The 18,667-nt window shown below is 39.4% G+C and carries 12 protein-coding genes and 1 pseudogene; 6 read left to right on the top strand and 7 right to left on the bottom strand.

Features of this window, described 5'->3' with window-relative positions:
• Positions 1-33 precede the first annotated feature (33 nt).
• Positions 34-2,481 (bottom strand): outer membrane beta-barrel family protein, encoded by a 2,448-nt coding sequence (locus LXL81_RS10685; protein WP_234646770.1) that lies wholly within the window; start codon positions 2,479-2,481, stop codon positions 34-36.
• A 139-nt stretch (positions 2,482-2,620) separates the two neighbouring features.
• Positions 2,621-2,968: a DUF6249 domain-containing protein gene (locus tag LXL81_RS10680; protein ID WP_234646769.1), complete on the bottom strand. Its 348-nt coding sequence runs from the start codon at positions 2,966-2,968 to the stop codon at positions 2,621-2,623.
• A 168-nt stretch (positions 2,969-3,136) separates the two neighbouring features.
• On the opposite strand from LXL81_RS10680, the gene LXL81_RS10675 reads away from it, so the two are divergent.
• Positions 3,137-3,691, top strand: a complete 555-nt coding sequence (locus tag LXL81_RS10675) for an RNA polymerase sigma factor (RefSeq protein ID WP_234646768.1) — start codon at positions 3,137-3,139, stop codon at positions 3,689-3,691.
• A gap of 14 nt (positions 3,692-3,705) precedes the next feature.
• On the top strand, positions 3,706-4,191 hold the full coding sequence (locus LXL81_RS10670; protein ID WP_234646767.1) for a hypothetical protein: 486 nt from the start codon (positions 3,706-3,708) through the stop codon (positions 4,189-4,191).
• A gap of 82 nt (positions 4,192-4,273) precedes the next feature.
• Here the strand turns inward: LXL81_RS10670 and LXL81_RS10665 are convergent, their stop codons facing one another.
• The 3 genes from LXL81_RS10665 to LXL81_RS10655 all read right to left on the bottom strand — a co-directional run bounded on the left by LXL81_RS10665 (position 4,274) and on the right by LXL81_RS10655 (position 7,795).
• Positions 4,274-4,639: a hypothetical protein gene (locus LXL81_RS10665; protein WP_234646766.1), complete on the bottom strand. Its 366-nt coding sequence runs from the start codon at positions 4,637-4,639 to the stop codon at positions 4,274-4,276.
• Positions 4,640-4,772: 133 nt separating this feature from the next.
• Positions 4,773-5,093: a hypothetical protein gene (locus tag LXL81_RS10660; RefSeq protein ID WP_234646765.1), complete on the bottom strand. Its 321-nt coding sequence runs from the start codon at positions 5,091-5,093 to the stop codon at positions 4,773-4,775.
• 290 nt (positions 5,094-5,383) lie between these two features.
• On the bottom strand, positions 5,384-7,795 hold the full coding sequence (locus tag LXL81_RS10655; protein ID WP_234646764.1) for an ABC transporter permease: 2,412 nt from the start codon (positions 7,793-7,795) through the stop codon (positions 5,384-5,386).
• A gap of 151 nt (positions 7,796-7,946) precedes the next feature.
• Between LXL81_RS10655 and LXL81_RS10650 the strand changes: the two genes are divergently transcribed.
• Together LXL81_RS10650 and LXL81_RS10645 are read left to right on the top strand one after the other, a co-directional pair.
• The gene (locus LXL81_RS10650) at positions 7,947-8,177 is read left to right on the top strand and encodes a hypothetical protein (protein ID WP_234646763.1); all 231 of its coding nucleotides are present in this window, start codon (positions 7,947-7,949) and stop codon (positions 8,175-8,177) included.
• The gene (locus LXL81_RS10645) at positions 8,167-8,571 is read left to right on the top strand and encodes a PIN domain-containing protein (protein ID WP_234646762.1); all 405 of its coding nucleotides are present in this window, start codon (positions 8,167-8,169) and stop codon (positions 8,569-8,571) included. Before LXL81_RS10650 ends, LXL81_RS10645 begins: the two co-directional genes overlap by 11 nt.
• 28 nt (positions 8,572-8,599) lie before the next feature.
• On the opposite strand, the gene LXL81_RS10640 is transcribed toward LXL81_RS10645, so the two are convergent.
• Positions 8,600-11,014 (bottom strand): ABC transporter permease, encoded by a 2,415-nt coding sequence (locus tag LXL81_RS10640; RefSeq protein ID WP_234646761.1) that lies wholly within the window; start codon positions 11,012-11,014, stop codon positions 8,600-8,602.
• A 56-nt stretch (positions 11,015-11,070) separates the two neighbouring features.
• Positions 11,071-13,473, bottom strand: coding sequence for an ABC transporter permease (locus LXL81_RS10635; RefSeq protein WP_234646760.1), 2,403 nt, complete (start codon positions 13,471-13,473; stop codon positions 11,071-11,073).
• A 338-nt stretch (positions 13,474-13,811) separates the two neighbouring features.
• Here LXL81_RS10635 and LXL81_RS10630 point away from each other — a divergent pair.
• Both LXL81_RS10630 and LXL81_RS10625 read left to right on the top strand, forming a co-directional pair.
• A pseudogene (locus LXL81_RS10630) lies at positions 13,812-17,034 on the top strand (DUF1553 domain-containing protein).
• Between the two features lie 2 nt (positions 17,035-17,036).
• Positions 17,037-18,548 (top strand): DUF1501 domain-containing protein, encoded by a 1,512-nt coding sequence (locus LXL81_RS10625; protein WP_234646759.1) that lies wholly within the window; start codon positions 17,037-17,039, stop codon positions 18,546-18,548.
• The last annotated feature ends 119 nt before the right edge of the window (positions 18,549-18,667 follow it).

Below are 18,667 nucleotides of genomic sequence, written 5' to 3'. Positions count from 1 at the left end.
AGTGTGTGAAACTACAATGTAGCAAGATTTTATCTAACTTCCATTCTGGACATCATCATTCCTGATTCCTCTTTTATTTTTACGGATAGCGTCTTTGAGCCTTCCAAATTTATAATTCACACTGAAATTAAATGTTCTGAAATAATCCCTTCGGATACTGGATTGGGAAAAATCCGGGCCAAATGAATTATTAATATTGCGCCGGTATTTCTTATATGGATTCGAGACCGAGGCTGAAAATGATAATTTATCCTGATACAAATCTTTATTAACACTAAAAGAAGTACTAACAAAACTATTGGTTGATCCTTGTAAATTCACGCCTTTACCATTGGCATTCAGGTTTGCATTAACACGCCAGGATTTTTCAAACCGATATCCGGATGAAGCAGAAAAATTGTACATCAAACCTTCATTCTTTAATAAATTACCATTTACTACACCACGAACCATTCCATAGGCAACGCGTGTGTTCAGACTGAAATTCCATTTTTTAGTAATTGGAATGTTTAAATTCAGATTGCCCTGTGGGAGCTTTGCTTGCCCCGTGTTTCCATACGACGTCCTGGTAATATTTGTACTGGAATCATATACGGCCACTGGAAATATCAGGTTTTTGAAAAAAGTGTAACCAAGGCCAAAATTGACAGACATTTTTTTCGACCAGTTGTATCCAATCTGAAAGTCATTAACCAAGGCTGGTTTGAGATTTGGATTTCCTGTTTTTTCGAAATTTGGATTGGATTTGTCAATGAATGGATTGAGCTGGTAAATGCCGGGGCGTTGAATTCTTTGGGTGTAACCCAGATTGATAGCAGTGGTTCCAACCAGTTTTTTGCTAATAGAAATCGATGGAATTACATTGAAATAATGCGTTGAAAGATTTGATTCACTGGATATAAAATTCGCGTTGATCAAAGTTTGTTCAACTCTTGCCCCCACTTTAAAACTCCATTTATTGATACTGTATTGATAGGTATTGTATGCGCCGTAGACATTTTGGTCGTATCTGAACTTGTTGCTTAAATCAGGTTGAACTTCATAAGATCCCGTTTCATTATTTTCAAAAAGATTTTGAAAATCGCTTTGGTTATTGCGTAATATCGCTTTCAAGCCAGCCTCAATGTTTAACTTTTTATAAGGATGGATATAGTCTGCCTGAAATGTTTGTTCTGAAAATTGCTGGTCATTAACTTGTTTATAATCAGGTTGATCGTAATCCAATCTATCAGTGATCGCAATATTACTTTTTTGGTTATTGGTATATGCAAAATACCGGTAAGATAAAGTAAGCAATCGATTTTTATCTGCTCTGAATCCTCTCTGGTAATTTACCGCAGCGTCTATTCCTGAACCTTTTGTTCCGGTATTATTCGCCAATGAATATTTTTGTAAAACAGATTCCGGTGTGCTTAACAGACTGACTTGTCTGTTTTCTCCATTTGAGTTGCTGCCATTTAAATTGAATTGGCCGGATAGTAGATTCAGGCTGTCAATTTCGTAAGAAATTTCATATCCCAGATATGCACTTTTACTTTTGGATTCCGCTGTTCCATTTTGTAATAGCATCGTATTTTCAATGCCAAAGGTGTTTCGCGAAGTTGAATTGATAATTTGCGGAGATTTAAAAATACTCGCTCCTCCCAAAGCTGACATACCCATTTTTCCTATTTTTGCAGAAAAAGATCCACCCACGCCGGGTCCTCCATTTGGAAAACGTTCGCTTACGTTTACAGTTCCATTATATCCGTTATCGAGTTTTTTATTGGTGATGATATTAATTATTCCAGCTAATCCTTCGGCATCATATTTTGCCGGTGGCGTGGTAATTACTTCGATTCGTTCAATGGAGGATGCCGGCATTGTTCTCAAAATTTCCTTATAATTTCGCTCAACCATACTGGAAGGTTTCCCGTTTATCAGAATCTTGAAATCGCTGTTCCCTTTCATCAGAATATTATTATCCGCATCGAGTGATAGCAGCGGAACTTTGCGCATCATGTCCAGTACACTAAAAACCTTACTTTCCGGGTCAGCCTGTAAATCATAGGAAATCCTGTCGACTTCCTGCTTAACGATTTGTTTTGTTGAAGTAATGGTAACTTCTTTTAGCCCTACGGTTTGAGGTGTAAGAAGCAGTATACCCAGATCTGATTGTTGCTTTGTAGAGTCAGTCAGATCTACCAAAACCGTTTTATTTTTGTACCCAACACCAACAAGTACAATGGAATATTTTAAAGGTTGCAAGGCGGGGAACGAAAAGGATCCGTCACTTTTTGTGTAATCTGCTTTTACCGGAATTCCTTTTTCAGATAGTAAATTGACTGTTATATAATCCAGTTTTTTCTGTGCAATCGAATCACTCACAAATCCTGATATCCTGTAAGTTTTAGCGCTTGTCTGCGCAAAATTGTTTGTGCAGATACAATACATTCCCAGTGCAAAAAGCAGTAGCTTTTGCAGTAAATTTTTAATTTTCATGATGTATTTTTTATGGCTAATAAATTGAAAAAGGCATAGTTATCCTGTCCGGAAATTCCGGATTCTAAAAAATGTTCTGCATAAAAATCAGTAGTGAGGAATTCGCTGGAAGCTTGAATATTATTTTGAGCCCTTTTGACTACTCTTTGCGATCAAGTTTTCTTTCAATCAAAAAATTAGCAATCAGACTTAAACCGCCAAAAAGGAAAATCATTGATGTAAAAGCAATTCCCTTTTCAAAGTAAAAAATATGTCGTAGGATATTTGCGGTAATGATACCCAATGCAATACCCACAGATAACATTCCGAATTTTAAAGTTGGTGATAGTGAAGGATTGTTTTTGCCGACAAATATGGAAGCATCAACACCTTTGTCGATCATGGATATACGTTCCCGGTGTCGCGTCATCATAAATACATATGCAATTCCAAAAATTGCTGAAAAGGCTCCCAGTGCAATAATTACACTCATGGATGTTCCGCTCATAATATCTGTTTTAAAGTTTAATACTGATTATACTGCATTAGACAAGAATACTTCAAGACGGGTTACAGAATTTCTATAATTTTATTAAAATAAAAAATAGTTAAGATTATCTGTAACCTTATGATGGGAAGGACGGTCTCATAGCCAATAGGCATGTATAATTAGCGGATGAAAAATACGGACGACCAGTTTTATATCGAAAAAATAAAAAAGGGAGACCCGGCTTCTTATGCGTTTCTTGTGAATAAGTATAAGGATATGGCTTATACGATTGCGTTAAAAGTTTTACGAAACGCTGAAGATGCGGAAGATTCGGCGCAGGAAAGTTTTGTAAAAGCATATCAGCAGCTACATAAATTTGAGAATAAATCGAAATTTTCTACCTGGTTATATACGATTGTTTACAGGACATCAATCACAAAACTTCAAAAAAATAAAATTCCTTTTTTTCCAATTGATGAAGATATCAGCGAAAATTATGCTTACGATTTTTCAACATCACAAACAGATGAGATACTGGAGACAGAGCAGTCCACCTATATAAAATCAGCGATTGGGAAATTACCGCAGATGGAAGGCTTGTTGATTACACTTTTTTATATGAACGAAAATTCGATCAGGGAAATTGAAGAAATTACAGGTTTGACAGAATCTAACATTAAGGTAAAGCTATTTCGGGCCAGAAAAATTTTGGAGCAGGAATTGCGTTTTTTGTTAGAATAAAATAATTTAGAAAAATGGAAGAGGACGAAGAATATCTTTTCAAAAAACTAATGCAGGAATCACAGCCTGATCAAACATGCTCTGATTTTACGGATAGTGTTATGAAAATGGTGCAGGCCGAAGAGCTTGCCCGGCAAGAGGTTTTGCGTACTTTATTGGTAAAAGCTGACGCGGATCATCCTTCTTTTATGTTTGAATCCAGGATTATGTCCCAGATTTTGCCAGCCGCTGAAAAGGTTGAAAAACCAATTATCAGTAATGGCGCCTGGTATACCATTGCCGCTTTCTTTGCCTTAGTAATTGGATATAGCATATTTGCCAAGTCTCCTCAACTTGCGACGGATGTTGATCCCTATCTGCTTGGAAGAACGCTTACAGTTTTTTCAGTAAATATCAGTGAAATACCTTCAATTTACTCGATTGTCATTATAGCATTTTGCATACTACTAATGGCGGATTACTTTATCCTTCAAAGATTCCCAAGGAGAACAGTTCATTAATAAAACTTTTTAATTCCTTATCACATATAAATTTCTGGTATTGAATGCTGACATTCAATACCAGAAATTTAACCATTAACCATTAACCTCTGCGATTGTAACGGTCAAATTGGTTACCGCGCTGAAATGCCATTAAACGATCACGTTGCGCCGGAGTTAGAACAGCCATAATTTCCTGTTGTTTTTTCCATTGTGTTTCTTTCAGGTTTGGCGTTCTTCTTCCCACAATGACGCGGTCATAACGGTTTTCAATGTTTTTAATCTTATTTTCCTGTTTGCGTGTAAGTCCAACGATTTTGTCCAGCTTATTAATTTGAAACTCTTCAAAATTATTGTCGATCCGGGCATTTGGAACTGGTCTGTTTCCGTACGCACGGCCTTGTTGAGCATAAGAACTTCCAACTGTAAGTGTTGCTAAAAGAGCGATTGATAAGATGATCTTTTTCATGGTTTCTAAAAGTTTAATTTGTTTGTTATGTCTTTTAGAGAGGGATTTGACCATGAAGTTTAACGGGTGAAATGCAAAATCGGTCAATAGACCGGATTAATAGACGTAGAAGCTTTTTACATCGACCAATGGATCAGGTATATTGGAAATGAATAATGTTTCCATAAACCACTGTACCGCCATCGAGTATTGCATAGGCTCTGTAATAAGTATGAGGGACACATGGCCCACCTTCAACTTTACTTTTTGCCCCATCACTAAATGGGTCGCTGAAAATAACCTTCGTATTAGTTTCAACGGTTGGGGTAGGGTTAATTGGTGCACTGGCGCTGTATACGATTCCGTATTCAACAACATGCATATTACCACTTTCAACCACATTAAGTTTGAAGGTAAAGGAAGCATGACAGTTCATTTCTGTAACCAATGTTTCCAGTTGTGGTGGACCTGGCATACTGTGGTCTGTGCAGGCAAAAACGAATGAAAGGATGGCTAAAAGATAAATAGAGCGGAAGGAAGAGATTTTTTGCATGAGCTTATTGTTTAGGTAAAACAACACTAAATTTCATCTCTCAATTTACAAATAATAATACTATTTATAAAAATAATATTATTTAATGGGTGTTTAATTATATGTTTAAAGCAGTTACTTTAATGATTAATAAATCAAGGAAACATAAAATGCCGTAATTGATTTTGAGTAAGATCAGTTACGGCATTCAGGATTAAATTAAAAATGAAAATTTATTCACTTTTAAGGCTCTTGACCGGATTCATTAAAGCCGCTTTTATACTTTGAAAGCTCACGGTGAAAAGTGCTATGGCGACTGCGATAATTCCTGCAAGAACAAAAACCCAGTAGTTGATTTCAATACGATAGGCAAAATCGAGAAGCCATTGGTTCATAAAATACCAGGCTAGGGGCGAGGCTATAACCAGCGCAATCAGCATTAGTTTGATAAAATCTTTTGAAAGTAAAATCACAATACCGGAAGCGGTAGCACCCAGCACTTTCCTGATGCCAATCTCTTTGGTACGTTGCTGTGAAATAAAGGCAACCAATGCAAATAATCCTAAACAGGAAATCAGAATGGTAATGCTTGAAAAAAGTCCCAGAATTTTGGAAACCCGGCTTTCGGATTTGTACATTTCGTCAAATTCCTGATCCAGAAAATGATATTCAAAGGGACGCAGTGGAAAATTGGTTTTCCATGTTTCTTCCAGGACCTTGACCGCTTCCGGCATTTTATCACCTGAAATTTTTACCATCATTTTACCGAAATAATTGTATTCAGGGATAATGGCGATCGGGCCAATTTTTTCATGAAGTGACCTGAAATGGAAATCTTTTGCAACTGCCTTCACTTCACCTTCGCGACCATTCATGTTTACCGATTTTCCAATGGCAGCAGCGTTTGTCCAACCCAATGCTTTTACCGCAGACTCATTCAATATAAAAGCGTATTTTCTTAATTCAACGCTATCTTTTGTGGCTTGAAGGATATCTGTTTCATTGAAATTTTCACCGGCAGCCAGTTTCATCCCAAGCGTCGTAACAAAATCTTTTTCTACGGGGATAGCAGTGATATTCATATTAAAACCCGGAGGCTTGTCTTTTGCAGTAATCATATACCCGCCTTGAACGCTCACCGGTGAATCGTACGATGCCGTGACAGCTTCAACAGACGAATTATTAAGCAATTCATTTTTTATAGAAGCAAGTTTTCCGGACGAAATGCCGGTGCTGAGATCGAGTACTATAATTTTGGAAGGATTCATACCCAGATTTTTATTCTGGATATAAGAAAGCTGCTGATTGGCGATGATTGTACCGATGATGAAAAGCAGGGAAACCGTAAACTGGGAGACAACAAGAAAACTGCGCAGACCACTTCCATTATTTCTGGACAAAACCTTGCCTTGTAAAACCCTGATAGGTTCGAATCCCGACAGAACTGCGGCGGGATATACGCCTGATAAAAGCGTAACCAGAATAGCCAGAATTACAAGGATCAAGCTCACAGAATAAGTTGGCCAGACACTAAAACTCAAAATGCTACCAGTTAAATTACTCAGCGCAGGAAAGCCGAGAAGGGAAATAATGACACCAACGATAATAGATGAGATTGTAATAATTCCGCATTCAAAAAGATATTGGCGGAACAGCTGTGAGCGGGCAGCGCCCATCACTTTTCTAACACCAACTTCCCTTGCGCGCACGGCTGAACGGGCTGTAACCAGATTTATAAAATTAATACAGGCAATAACCAGTATCAAAATGGCAACACCGGAAAGGATATAAATGTATTTATAATTTCCGGAAACTTCCATAGAACTGGATGCTTTGGAATAAAGATGAATGCGGTTAAATTCTTCCAGTTCAAGGCGGACTTTTGAGGAAGGATCCTGCGGATTGTTTAGATTTTTATTTACATAACCGTCCACTTTTGACTGCAAAGTTTTGACATCGGTATTTGGTTTGAGTAATAAATAAGTATAATCATTTGCAGATTCAAAAACCTCGGTTTTCGAACGTGGTAATGTGCTGTAACTGGCCAACCAGTTGAACTTGATATGTGAATAAGAAGGAAGATCCGTGACTACGCCGGTTACCTGTAAATCGTATTTTTCTGCAATTTTTACCGATTTCCCGATGGCACTTCCATTCCCAAAATATTTTTTTGCAGTTGTTTCGTCAATCACAACTGAATTGGGTTGCGACAAAGCTGTTTTGATATCTCCTTCAAGAAAAGTTTGCGGAAAAATCCTGAAAAAGGAAGAATCGGCAAAGACAACCTTTTTTTCATTAAATAATTTGTCCTCATACTGAACAGAAACCGCACCTGAACCGCTGAGCGGGTATAGTCTTACAGCATCTTCTACTTCGGCAAATTCCCTGGAAAATACAGGAGCTACACCGGTTGGTGTAATGGCAACATAAACCGGCTCACTGTCGCCCGATTGATAAAATAAATTAACTCTGACAATATCTTTTCCGTGGGTTTGGAATTTGTCATATTGCAGTTCATGAAGAATATAAGTGGCCAGCAAAAGGAAACAGCCAATGCCGATTGACAATCCGGTAATGCTTATTATGGAATTGGTTTTGTATTTCCAAAGGCTCCGGAAAGTGATTTTAAGATAATTTTTAAGCATATCGAAATAGTTAACAGGTTGGTAGTGAAAATCGTATCGTGTTCTTTGAATTATATAAGATTGCTTTCTGTTTTCAGGAGGAGAAGCAGGTGGTAATCCTAGGATTATCTATATTTTTAATTAGCTTTGACAACAAACAAATGAAACCGATATGGAACTGATCAGGGAAATCATCGTGCCTACCGACAATACTTACCTTCTCAAATTGCCAGACGAAATGATTGGCAAGCAGGTTGAAGTTATTGCTTTTGAAATTGAAACGAAACCGGTTGAAGACATAGAAGAAAGAAGAAAGAGAATCCGAGAATCTCTTGCTGATTTGGAAGTGGACTTGTCTAATTTTAAATTTGATCGGGACGAGGCCAATAATTATGATGAATAAGTTTGCAGTAAATACTAATATTCTGGTATATCTGCATGAAACATCTCCATCTCCAAAAAAGGATATTGCAGAAAGGATTGTGTTAGGCTTTCCAGCAGTGTCGGTGCAGGTAGTTTCAGAATATCTTAATGTCCTGAAAAGAATTCTGAAACTACCTAAACTACGTTTGATAGAGCACACTATCGTATTGCTTGAAGATTGCAAAGTCGTTAATCTGGATAAGGAAATATTAGGCCACGCAAGACGGTTAATCAAAAGATACGATTTCCAACTTTTTGACAGCATCATTATAGCATCCGCGCTGGCTGCAAATTGCAGCATCCTGTATTCTGAGGATTTGCAGCATAAACAGCTGATTGAAAACCGGCTTACCATAATTAATCCGTTTTTGTAATTTTTCCAGATTTCTGACAAGTATTTAATTATTCGCTTTTCAGACTTTTCACAGGATTCATTAGTGCCGCTTTTATACTTTGAAAGCTTACCGTCAATAATGCAATTACCAGTACCAAAACAAATGGGGCTGCAAAAAGCCACCATTGAATATCTGTACGGAATGCATAACCATTCAGCCAGCGATTTGTAGCAAACCAGGCAAGCGGAGCCGATATGACAAATGAAATCAGGATCAATATTGCAAACTCACGGTACAACATTTCAACAATCGCATAAACCGACGAACCCAATACTTTACGTATCCCGATTTCTTTGGTACGCTGCGCGGTCGTAAATGAAGCTAGCCCGAACAAGCCAAGGCAGGCAACCAAAATGGCAAGTCCGGTAAATACACCAAACACCTGACCAAAGCGCTGATCAGCTTTGTATTGATCATTGAACCGATCATCCAGAAATGAATATTCAAAAGGATTGCCAGGAAAAAAGCGGTTCCATTCTGACTGAATACCGGCAACCGCAGTATTTGCTTGTCCTGTGCTAAGTTTCACCGAAAAGTATCCGCGAATGTCAGGAATAAGTCGAATAATAAGTGGTTCGTAAGCTTCTTTTAAAGACTGTTGGTGAAAATTATCAGTTACACCAACGATGGTGAAAATCTCTCCCCAGAAATTAATTTCTTTTCCTATGGCTTGCTCAGGATTGCTGAATCCAAGTTGTTTGACTGCCATTTTATTAAAAACAACAGCTTTGGGATCGCTTCCGAAATCTTTTGAAAAATTTCGTCCGGATACCAGTTTCAGATCATATGTTTTAAGGAAATCATAATCGACACCAATAACCCGGTATTGCTTTCCGGCACTTTCATCCGTTCCTTTCAATCTGATTCCGCCTGCATTCCATTGTGACGGCTGGCCGGGTACTACGGTTGATGCAGTTATGCTTTTTACACCCGATTGCCGCATTAATTCATCTTTAAAGGCGGACATCTGCCGCATAAATGTGGAATCATCGGCAACGATCGGAGGACTGATAACCAGTGTCTGATCAATATTAATTCCCAGACTTTGCTGCCGCATATAACGGATCTGCTGAAATACGGTCAAAGTGCCGACCAGCAAAAATAAGGAGGCTGCAAACTGAAAAACAACCAGAGATTTTCGTAATAACACGCCTTTGGCCGAAGTACTTACTTTGCCTTTTAAAACCACAACCGGTTTGAAACCGGATAAAACAAAAGCCGGATAAAGTCCTGAGAAAAAAGCGCCAACAACAAACAGCGTTATAAGTGGAAGCCAGAACATACGGCTTCCCAACAAAGCAAAGGATAATTCCTGACCGGAGATTTCGTTAAATTTTGGTAGGGAAAGTGCAACGAGTATGAGTGCCAAAACCACCGCTAATCCATTTAATAAAACAGATTCCATCATAAACTGACCAATCAGCTGGCTGCGTTGTGAACCCACTGCTTTTCTGACGCCAACTTCCCGAGCACGGTTAATTGCTCTGGCGGTAGACAAATTGATATAATTAACCCAGGCGATTACAACAATGAAAAACGCTATTCCAAGCAAAAGATAAACCGTATTGCCATCACCGTTAGGCTCAGCTTCCATCATCAGATGTGAATATAGATGTATATCCTTTAAAGGTTGTAATAAATAGACCGCTGCGGAATTGTATTTTTTATGCTCCTCTCCCGCAAGCTTGTCAACCAGAGCCGGGAATTGGGCTTCAAGTTTTGGGATGTTGGTGCCTGCACGAAGTTTCAGATAAGTAAGGCAACCATCCCATTGCCAGGCCAGATCCGGATTGTCTGGTTTCGCATCATTCAAAAATGTGGCGTAGGAAATAAGTATGTCTGACTTGAAATGAGTATTTGCCGGCATATCTTCAAATACGCCTGTTACTTTGGCCGGTTTTCTTTTATTAAACTTAATTATTTTACCAACCGGATTCTCCTTGCCAAAAAGTTTTTTAGCCACGGATGCGGAAAGGACAACGGTATTGGATTCTGTCAGGGCAGTTTTTGGATTACCATTTAGCAGCCTGTAAGAAAAAACCGAGAAAAAGGAGGAACTTGCCAAATAAACCTTTTCAACCTTAAAACTGCGGTCTTGATTGTCCAGAACCATTGAGCCCCGGTTAACAAGTTTGACATAATCTTCAACTTCGGGATATGCTTCTTTAAACGAATTTCCAACAGCATAAGCTCCTGCCGCCCATTCTGTACTGAGTTTTCCTTCGTTATAACGATCCTGGCGAACACGGTAGATCTGGTCGCCGTTTGCATGGAAATTGTCAAAACTTAATTCGAATGCAACATATTGTAAAATGAGGATACAGGCGGCGATCCCCAGCGCGAGACCGACAATGTTGATTGCCGAAAAGGCTTTGTTGCGGACAATATTTCTCCACGCAATTTTAAAATAACTTTTTATCATGGCTGTTTGGTTATATCATTTAGCTGGTTGTGTGTCTTTGAAATACAAAATTATTTCTATTCACTTTTGAGCGATTTTACGGGATTTGTCAGCGCCGCTTTAATGCTTTGGAAACTGATTGTAAGTAGCGCAATGCCTGCTGATAATACGCCGGCACCAATAAAAATCCAGGCAGAAATTTGGGTATGATAAGCGAAGTTTTCCAGCCATTTATACATTCCGTACCAGGCAATTGGTGAAGCAATGACAATGGCGATGAATACCAGTTTAAGAAAATCGCCCGACAGAAGAATTACTAAATTTGAAACAGAAGCTCCAAGAACTTTTCTGACACCGATTTCTTTTATACGTAATTCAGCCATGAAAATTGACAATCCCAGAAGACCGAGACAGGAGATGAAAATGGCGATTCCCGCAAAAATACCGAAGAGAAGTTGCTGTGTTTGTTCACGGGCGTATAGGTTTCCAAAACGTTCATCCAGAAATTCATACGTAAATGGTTTATCCGGAAATCTGCTTTCCCAAACTTTTTTGATATGTGCCAGTGAAGATTTGATATCGCCACCCGAAATCTGTATCGATAGCCATCTCATATTATTTCCCTGCATGAACATAACTAGCGGCGCTACTTTTTGATGCAGCGATTCGAAATGATAATCTTTTGTCACACCAATAATCTGACCACGTACATTACCGTAACCAAACTGATTTCCTACTGCGTCTTTCGGATTTTTAAAGCCGAGAAGACGGGTAGCTGTTTGATTTAAAATAAAACCTTCGGTCTTATCTGTTCCATATTGTTTAGAAAAATTTCTACCCGCTGCCATTTCAATTTTATAGGTAGGAATAAAATCTTCATCAACGGTAAGTGATTTTATATTGATATCAGATGGAGCCATAGAATCACCTTTCATCACGTATGCTACCCAGGAATCCAATAAACGACCGGACGGAATTCTGGATGAACGGCCGGTTTCAAGAATGCCGCTGTTTTGTTTTAATTCCTGACTGATCGCTTCAAAATTGGTAGTAGAATCAGAGGGCGGTGTCAGAAGGACCACCTGATCTTTCGAATAGCCAAGTTTGTAATTCTGGATATATTTCATCTGACTGTAAACTACGGCTGTACTGATAATGAGCACGACTGCGATCGCAAACTGTGCAACAACCAAAGTTTGTCGCAGTTTCCCATTCTTCAATGCAGAGGCAATTTTACCTTTTAAAACGCTTGTGGGTTGAAAGGAAGTAAGGAAAAAAGCGGGATAACTTCCTGCAACAAGTCCTGTGAAAAGCGTTATGGCAATTACAATAGCGATAAATGACGGATTGACAAGCGATGATATTGTAAGTTGTTTTTGTGTAAATTCATTGAGAAAAGGTATACAAAAAACAACGATGATCACAGCGATGGAAAGCGAAATGGTAACAAGTAAAATAGATTCGCTCAGAAACTGATTGATAAGCTGACTGCGCATTGCACCAACAACTTTACGCATACCAACTTCCTTCGCTCTTTTAGCGGAACGGGCTGTTGCCAGATTCATGTAATTGATGCAGGCAATGACAAGAATAAAAATGGCAATGGCTGAAAACAAGTAAACATACTGAATATCTCCATTTGCTTCCATCTCCGAATCAAGATGTGAATACAAGTGAATATCAGTCAGTTTGGTAAGGTTTAGAACAGAATAAGTGGAAGCTTTTGGATCTATATGTTTGTTTTGAAAAGCCGGGAAAGCCTTGGTCAGCTTTGCGGGATCATAATTTTTTGGTAACAAAAGAAAAGTTGAAAATGAGTTGTTGCCCCAATTGGTTCGCAGATTTTCCGCTCCGTAAATCCTGTTATCAGAAAGTGTTGAAAATGAAACAAGAAATTGCGGATGGAAACTTGCCTGTGCTGGCAAAGGTTCATAAACGCCTGTTACCGTATAATCAAATTGATTATCCATCCGGATAGTTTTGCCGATTGGATTTTCATTTCCAAAGTATTTTTCGGCCATTGGCTTGGAAAACATAATAGAAAATGGATTCACAAGGGCATTTGAAGCATTTCCCTGTACTATATTGAAGGTGAAAACTTTGAATATATTTGCTTCCGCAGCATACATATGTTCTTCATTAAAAACATGTTCTCCATATCGCACCATACCTCCGGTTTCAATCATACGGACAACCTGTTCTGTTTCTGGAAAATCCTGTTTAATCAGTGGTCCGAATGGTGGTGCGGCATGTCCAAGTCTCAAAGATTCAGTTCCGTCTTTGGAAAGAAATGTTCTGGATAAACGATAGATCCTGTCGGCGTTGACATGATGGCGGTCATAGCTGAGCTCGTCTTTTACATACAATGTCAAAAGCAAAAAACAGGCTAGCCCTATTGCTACGCCAATGATGTTGATAAAACTGAAAGACTTGTGCTTGACAAGATTTCGAAACGCGATTTTAAAGTAATTTTTTATCATGGCTGGCAGATAATTTAGGTTGCACCTTCGGTGATTTTAATAATTTTATGCCAGTTTGATAATCAGTTATTTACAAATTCTTTTATCTGTAAATCGTTCGAAAACGGACGATTTCGTCCAGAAGTGAACAACTGAAAAGGCAGGTTCAAAGTTAACCAGGACATTACAGCAAAAAGATTTATTCGCTCTTCTGAATATGAACGAGTGGTTCGGAATCGGTGGAAATAGTTAATCTGTAATAACCCTAATTATACATAAATGAAAATAAATTTTGTATGATTTTAATATTTTATTAAATTATACTTTTGATTGGTTTTTATGCTATATGCAATTCCTTCATGCGGTTAGTCCTGATTTTCTTAGCTGTTTCTGCTCTCATCTGCATGTTGTCGTGTGGGCCGGACCTTCCTGCTGATATTCAATTTGCTTATGATGAATTGCCTGAAAAACTTGATTACAATCAACATGTAAAGCCCGTTTTATCTGATAAATGTTTTGCCTGTCACGGTCCTGATAAAGCGAAACAAAAAGCAGGATTACGTCTTGATTTGAAAGAGACTGCATATGGAAAACTTCCGAAAAATCCGGGGAAAGTTGCGATTGATCCTGGCGATCTGGCTGATAGTGAGTTCTTCCACAGGATAATGTCGGAAGATCCGGACTATATGATGCCAACCAAAGATTCACACCTGAGTTTGACCCCAAAAGAAAAAGCCATCTTGATAAAATGGATAGAAGACGGTGCTGAATATAAGCCGCACTGGGCTTTTGTGAAACCTGAAAAACATGAACTGCCGGAAGTTAAAAAAACAGACTGGGTTCAAAATCCTGTTGATCATTTTATCCTGGCAAAACTGGAACAGGAAAAGTTGGTTCCGTCAAAAGAGGCGAACAAGGAATTGCTATTGCGGAGAGTGTCACTTGATTTAACGGGACTACCACCAACCATTGAAGAAATAGATGCGTTCCTGAAAGATAATTCTAAAAATGCTTATGAAAAGCAGGTCGACCGGCTTTTAAGTTCACCTCATTATGGCGAAAAAATGGCAGTTGACTGGCTTGATCTGGCGCGTTTTGCAGATTCGCATGGTTATACTGTGGACCGGCTTCGGGATATGTCGCCTTATCGTGACTGGGTCATTAATTCGTTCAATAAAAATATTCCTTATGACCGATTTGTACAATGGCAGTTGGCTGGTGATCTAATGCCAAAACCTACGAAAGAAATGATCATTGCCACAGCATTTAACCGCAATCACCAACAGAATATGGAAGGCGGAATTGTTGAGCAGGAATTTCAGACTGAATACGTTATTGACCGTACCAATACTTTTGGCGATGCGATGCTTGGTATTTCGGTGGGGTGTGCGAAATGTCACGACCATAAATATGATCCGATCTCGCAGAAAAATTATTACCAGCTATTCAGCTTTTTTAACAATGTAAAAGAAGCAGGACAGATCTCCTGGGACGATGCTCTTCCGACGCCAACACTCATGCTTCCAAATGACCAGCAGGAAAAAATGCTGAATTTCATTCATTCAAAAATATTGACGCAGGAAAAAGCTTTGGAAATGGCTAAAAAGACAGCCGAACCCGAATTTATAAAGTGGATTTCCGATAAGAAATATCAAAAGTTAAAAGATGAAAAGCTGCCAAAAGCAGGGTTACAGGCATTGTATACATTTGAAAAGAATAGTTTGAAAAACGCAGTTCATACGAGACAAACGGGAATTATGAAAAGAGAATCCGGACAAACCGGAGACGAGCCCGTTTTTGTATCGCATGAAAAAGGTAAGGCAATGGTCATGAATGGTGATGTTTTTCTGGATCTGAATGAAACCGGAGTGTTCAGCAGATCTCAGCCTTTTAGTATTGGCATCTGGGTGAACATTCCGAAAGCGTTGAAAGAAGGTGTGATTCTGCACAAGTCTCAGGCTGAACGGTTGTACAATTTCAGAGGCTATCATTTGTATTTAAAGGATGACAAACTGGAACTGAATATGGCTCATACCGCGCCGTCAAATGCAATTACAAAAATTTCGAAGGCCGGAATTACAAGAGATAAATGGATTCAGTTAACGATTACCTATGACGGTTCGTCGAAATCCAGAGGTTTAAATTTATTTCTGGATGGAAATAAAATGGCGATGGAAACGACGATGGATCAGTTGACAAAAGATATACTTTTTAAAACAGACAAACAGCCTGGCCTACAAATCGGTGGATGGTGGCGTGGACTGGGTTTTAAAGGTGGAAAAGTTGATGATGTTGTCGTTTACAACCGTGAGCTTACTGATTTTGAAATAAAAATTCTTGCCGGGAAAAGTTCCTGGTCCAGCATTGTTTCAAAACCTCAAAATCAACTTACTGACACTGATTTAAAAATCCTTGGAAACTTTTATGTCAACGCAGTCTCTGCAAAAGTTTTAAAAGCGAATGGCGAATTGACCCAATTACGAACAATTGAGTCAGATTCCACAGAAAATATTAGGGAGCTGATGGTTATGCAGGAAATGCCTGAACCGAAAAAAGCGCATATTTTATTGAGAGGAAATTATGATGCTTTTGGTGAGGAAGTTTTTCCGGATACGCCGGAATCAATATTGAGATTTGCAAAAAATCTACCTAAAAACCGTTACGGGCTGGCACAATGGCTAACGAGCAAAGACAATCCATTGACGGGGCGTGTGGCGGTGAACCGATTCTGGCAAAATTTCTTTGGAACAGGTATTGTCAAGACCACGGAAGATTTTGGAAATCAGGGAGAAATGCCGAGTCATCCGGAACTGCTGGATTATCTTGCAATCACTTTCCGGGAGTCTGGCTGGGATGTAAAAAAGCTTAATAAAATGATCGTCATGTCAGCGGCTTACAGGCAGGATTCCCGTTCGACGAAGGAAATGCGGGATAAAGATCCGGAAAATCGTTTGCTGACCCGCGGCCCTTCGGGGCGAATGAGCGCAGAAATGATCCGTGACAATGCATTAATGGCGAGTGGTCTGATCAATAAAAAAATTGGAGGCGAAAGTGTAAAACCGTATCAGCCCGAAGGTTTGTGGGAAATAAATAATACAACTTATCAGCCGGATTCAGGAAATGCAGTATACCGACGAAGCCTTTATGTCATTGTAAAACGGTCTGTCCCCAAATCCAACGCTGGCAACTTTTGACGCAGGTTCAAGGAGTTTTTGTGTTGTCAGAAGACAAAAAACAAACACACCGTTACAGGCGCTGGTAACTTTGAATGATCCGACGTTTATTGAAGCAGCCAGAGTTTTAGGCTTACAAATGACTTTGGCAGTAGATTCTAAAAATGCAATCTCCCTGGCATATAGAAAACTTACCGGTCACTTTCCTTTGCCACAGGAGATCGTTTTATTACAGAAAATGTATAAAACGGAATACGAACGGTTTAAAACAAATCCAAAGAAGGCGGCAGGCTGGCTTCATGCGGGACAATACCGGATCAATGATAATATAGATACTGCAAAAATTGCTGCGAACGCCGTTGTGGCAAGTACGATACTTAATTCTGACGCGTCTTTAACCAAGAGATAATTATGTCACACCATCATCACGAAGAATTCAGATTGAATTCACCTGAATTTGATAAATTAAACAAAAAGCTGGACAGGCGTCATTTTTTGACGAAAACATCTCTTGGTCTTGGTGCTTTGGCGGTGGGTTCTTTATTTGGTGCTGAAAAACTGTTTGGAACAACACCCAACGTCGCTGAAAATCCTTCAAATTTTGAAGACGAAATATTAAAAGCATTACCACATATCGCTCCAAAAGCCAAGCGGGTGGTATACCTGTTTATGAGCGGCGGTCCATCCCAGTTTGAAACTTTTGATTACAAGCCAAAACTGGTAAATCTTGCCGGACAAAATCTTCCGGATTCTGTAAGAAAAGGGCAGAGGCTAACCGGAATGAGTGCCAATCAGAGCGCATTGCCGATGGTGCCTTCTATTTATAAATTTAATCAGCATGGAAAAAGCGGTACCTGGATCAGTGAACTGATGCCGCATACTGCCAAAGTTGTGGACGAAATATGTATTATCAAGTCGATTCATTCCGAGGCGATTAATCATGATCCGGCGATTACTTTTTTCCAAACAGGAAACCAGTTGCCGGGCAGACCGTCGATTGGTTCCTGGGTTAGTTATGGTTTGGGATCCGATAATCAAAACCTTCCAACTTTTATTGTTCTGGTTTCAAAAAATGGATCGAAAGATCAGCCACTGTATGCGAGACTTTGGGGAAATGGTTTTTTACCATCCAAACATCAGGGTGTCCAGTTCAGGTCCGGAAAAGACCCCGTCTTGTTTTTGAATAATCCGGAAGGATATGACGGAGCGGATAGGCGGGAAATGCTGGAATATTTGTCGAAATTAAATCAGATACAAAACCAGGCTTACGGCGACCCGGAAGTGGATGCCAGAATTGCACAATACGAAATGGCTTACCGGATGCAGACCTCGGTGCCGGAAGTCATGAACACGGACGATGAGCCTGACGAAGTTTTTGAGCTTTACGGGCCAGATAGCCGGGACTCAGGAACATACGCTGCCAATTGTATTCTGGCCAGGAAATTATTGGAAAAGGATGTAAAATTTGTTCAGCTTTATCATCAGGGCTGGGATAATCACGGTGGCCTGCCCAAAGGAATTGCGCATCAGTGTAAAAATACGGATCAGGCGACAGCGGCCCTGGTTATGGATTTAAAAAGAAGAGGACTGCTGGAAGATACGCTTGTGATCTGGGGCGGGGAATTTGGGCGGACGGTTTATTCACAAGGCAAATTAACGGCGGATGATTATGGCCGCGACCATCATCCGCGCTGTTTTACGATGTGGATGGCAGGCGCCGGCGTGAAACCAGGAATCAGTTATGGTGAAACGGATGATTTCAGTTATAACATCGTCAAAGATCCGGTGCATGTACATGATTTTCAGGCAACTTTAATGCATTTGATGGGTGTCGATCACGAAAGATTAACCTACAAATATCAGGGCAGAAGATTCCGTTTAACTGATGTGCATGGAAATGTAGTGAAAGATATTTTGAGCTAATTTTTTTCATTTTAAGGTGCGGCAGCACCGAAATATTTGTAGGGATCACAAAAGATTAATATATCGACTTGATATCTTATTTTTGCCAGGCGCGGCAGCACCCAAATATTTGCAGAGAT

This window comes from Dyadobacter sp. CY356 (assembly GCF_021440195.1).
GTDB lineage: Bacteria > Bacteroidota > Bacteroidia > Cytophagales > Spirosomataceae > Dyadobacter.
Note: the sequence above shows the minus strand (reverse complement) of the source record. Positions and strands in the feature narration are given on the sequence as shown.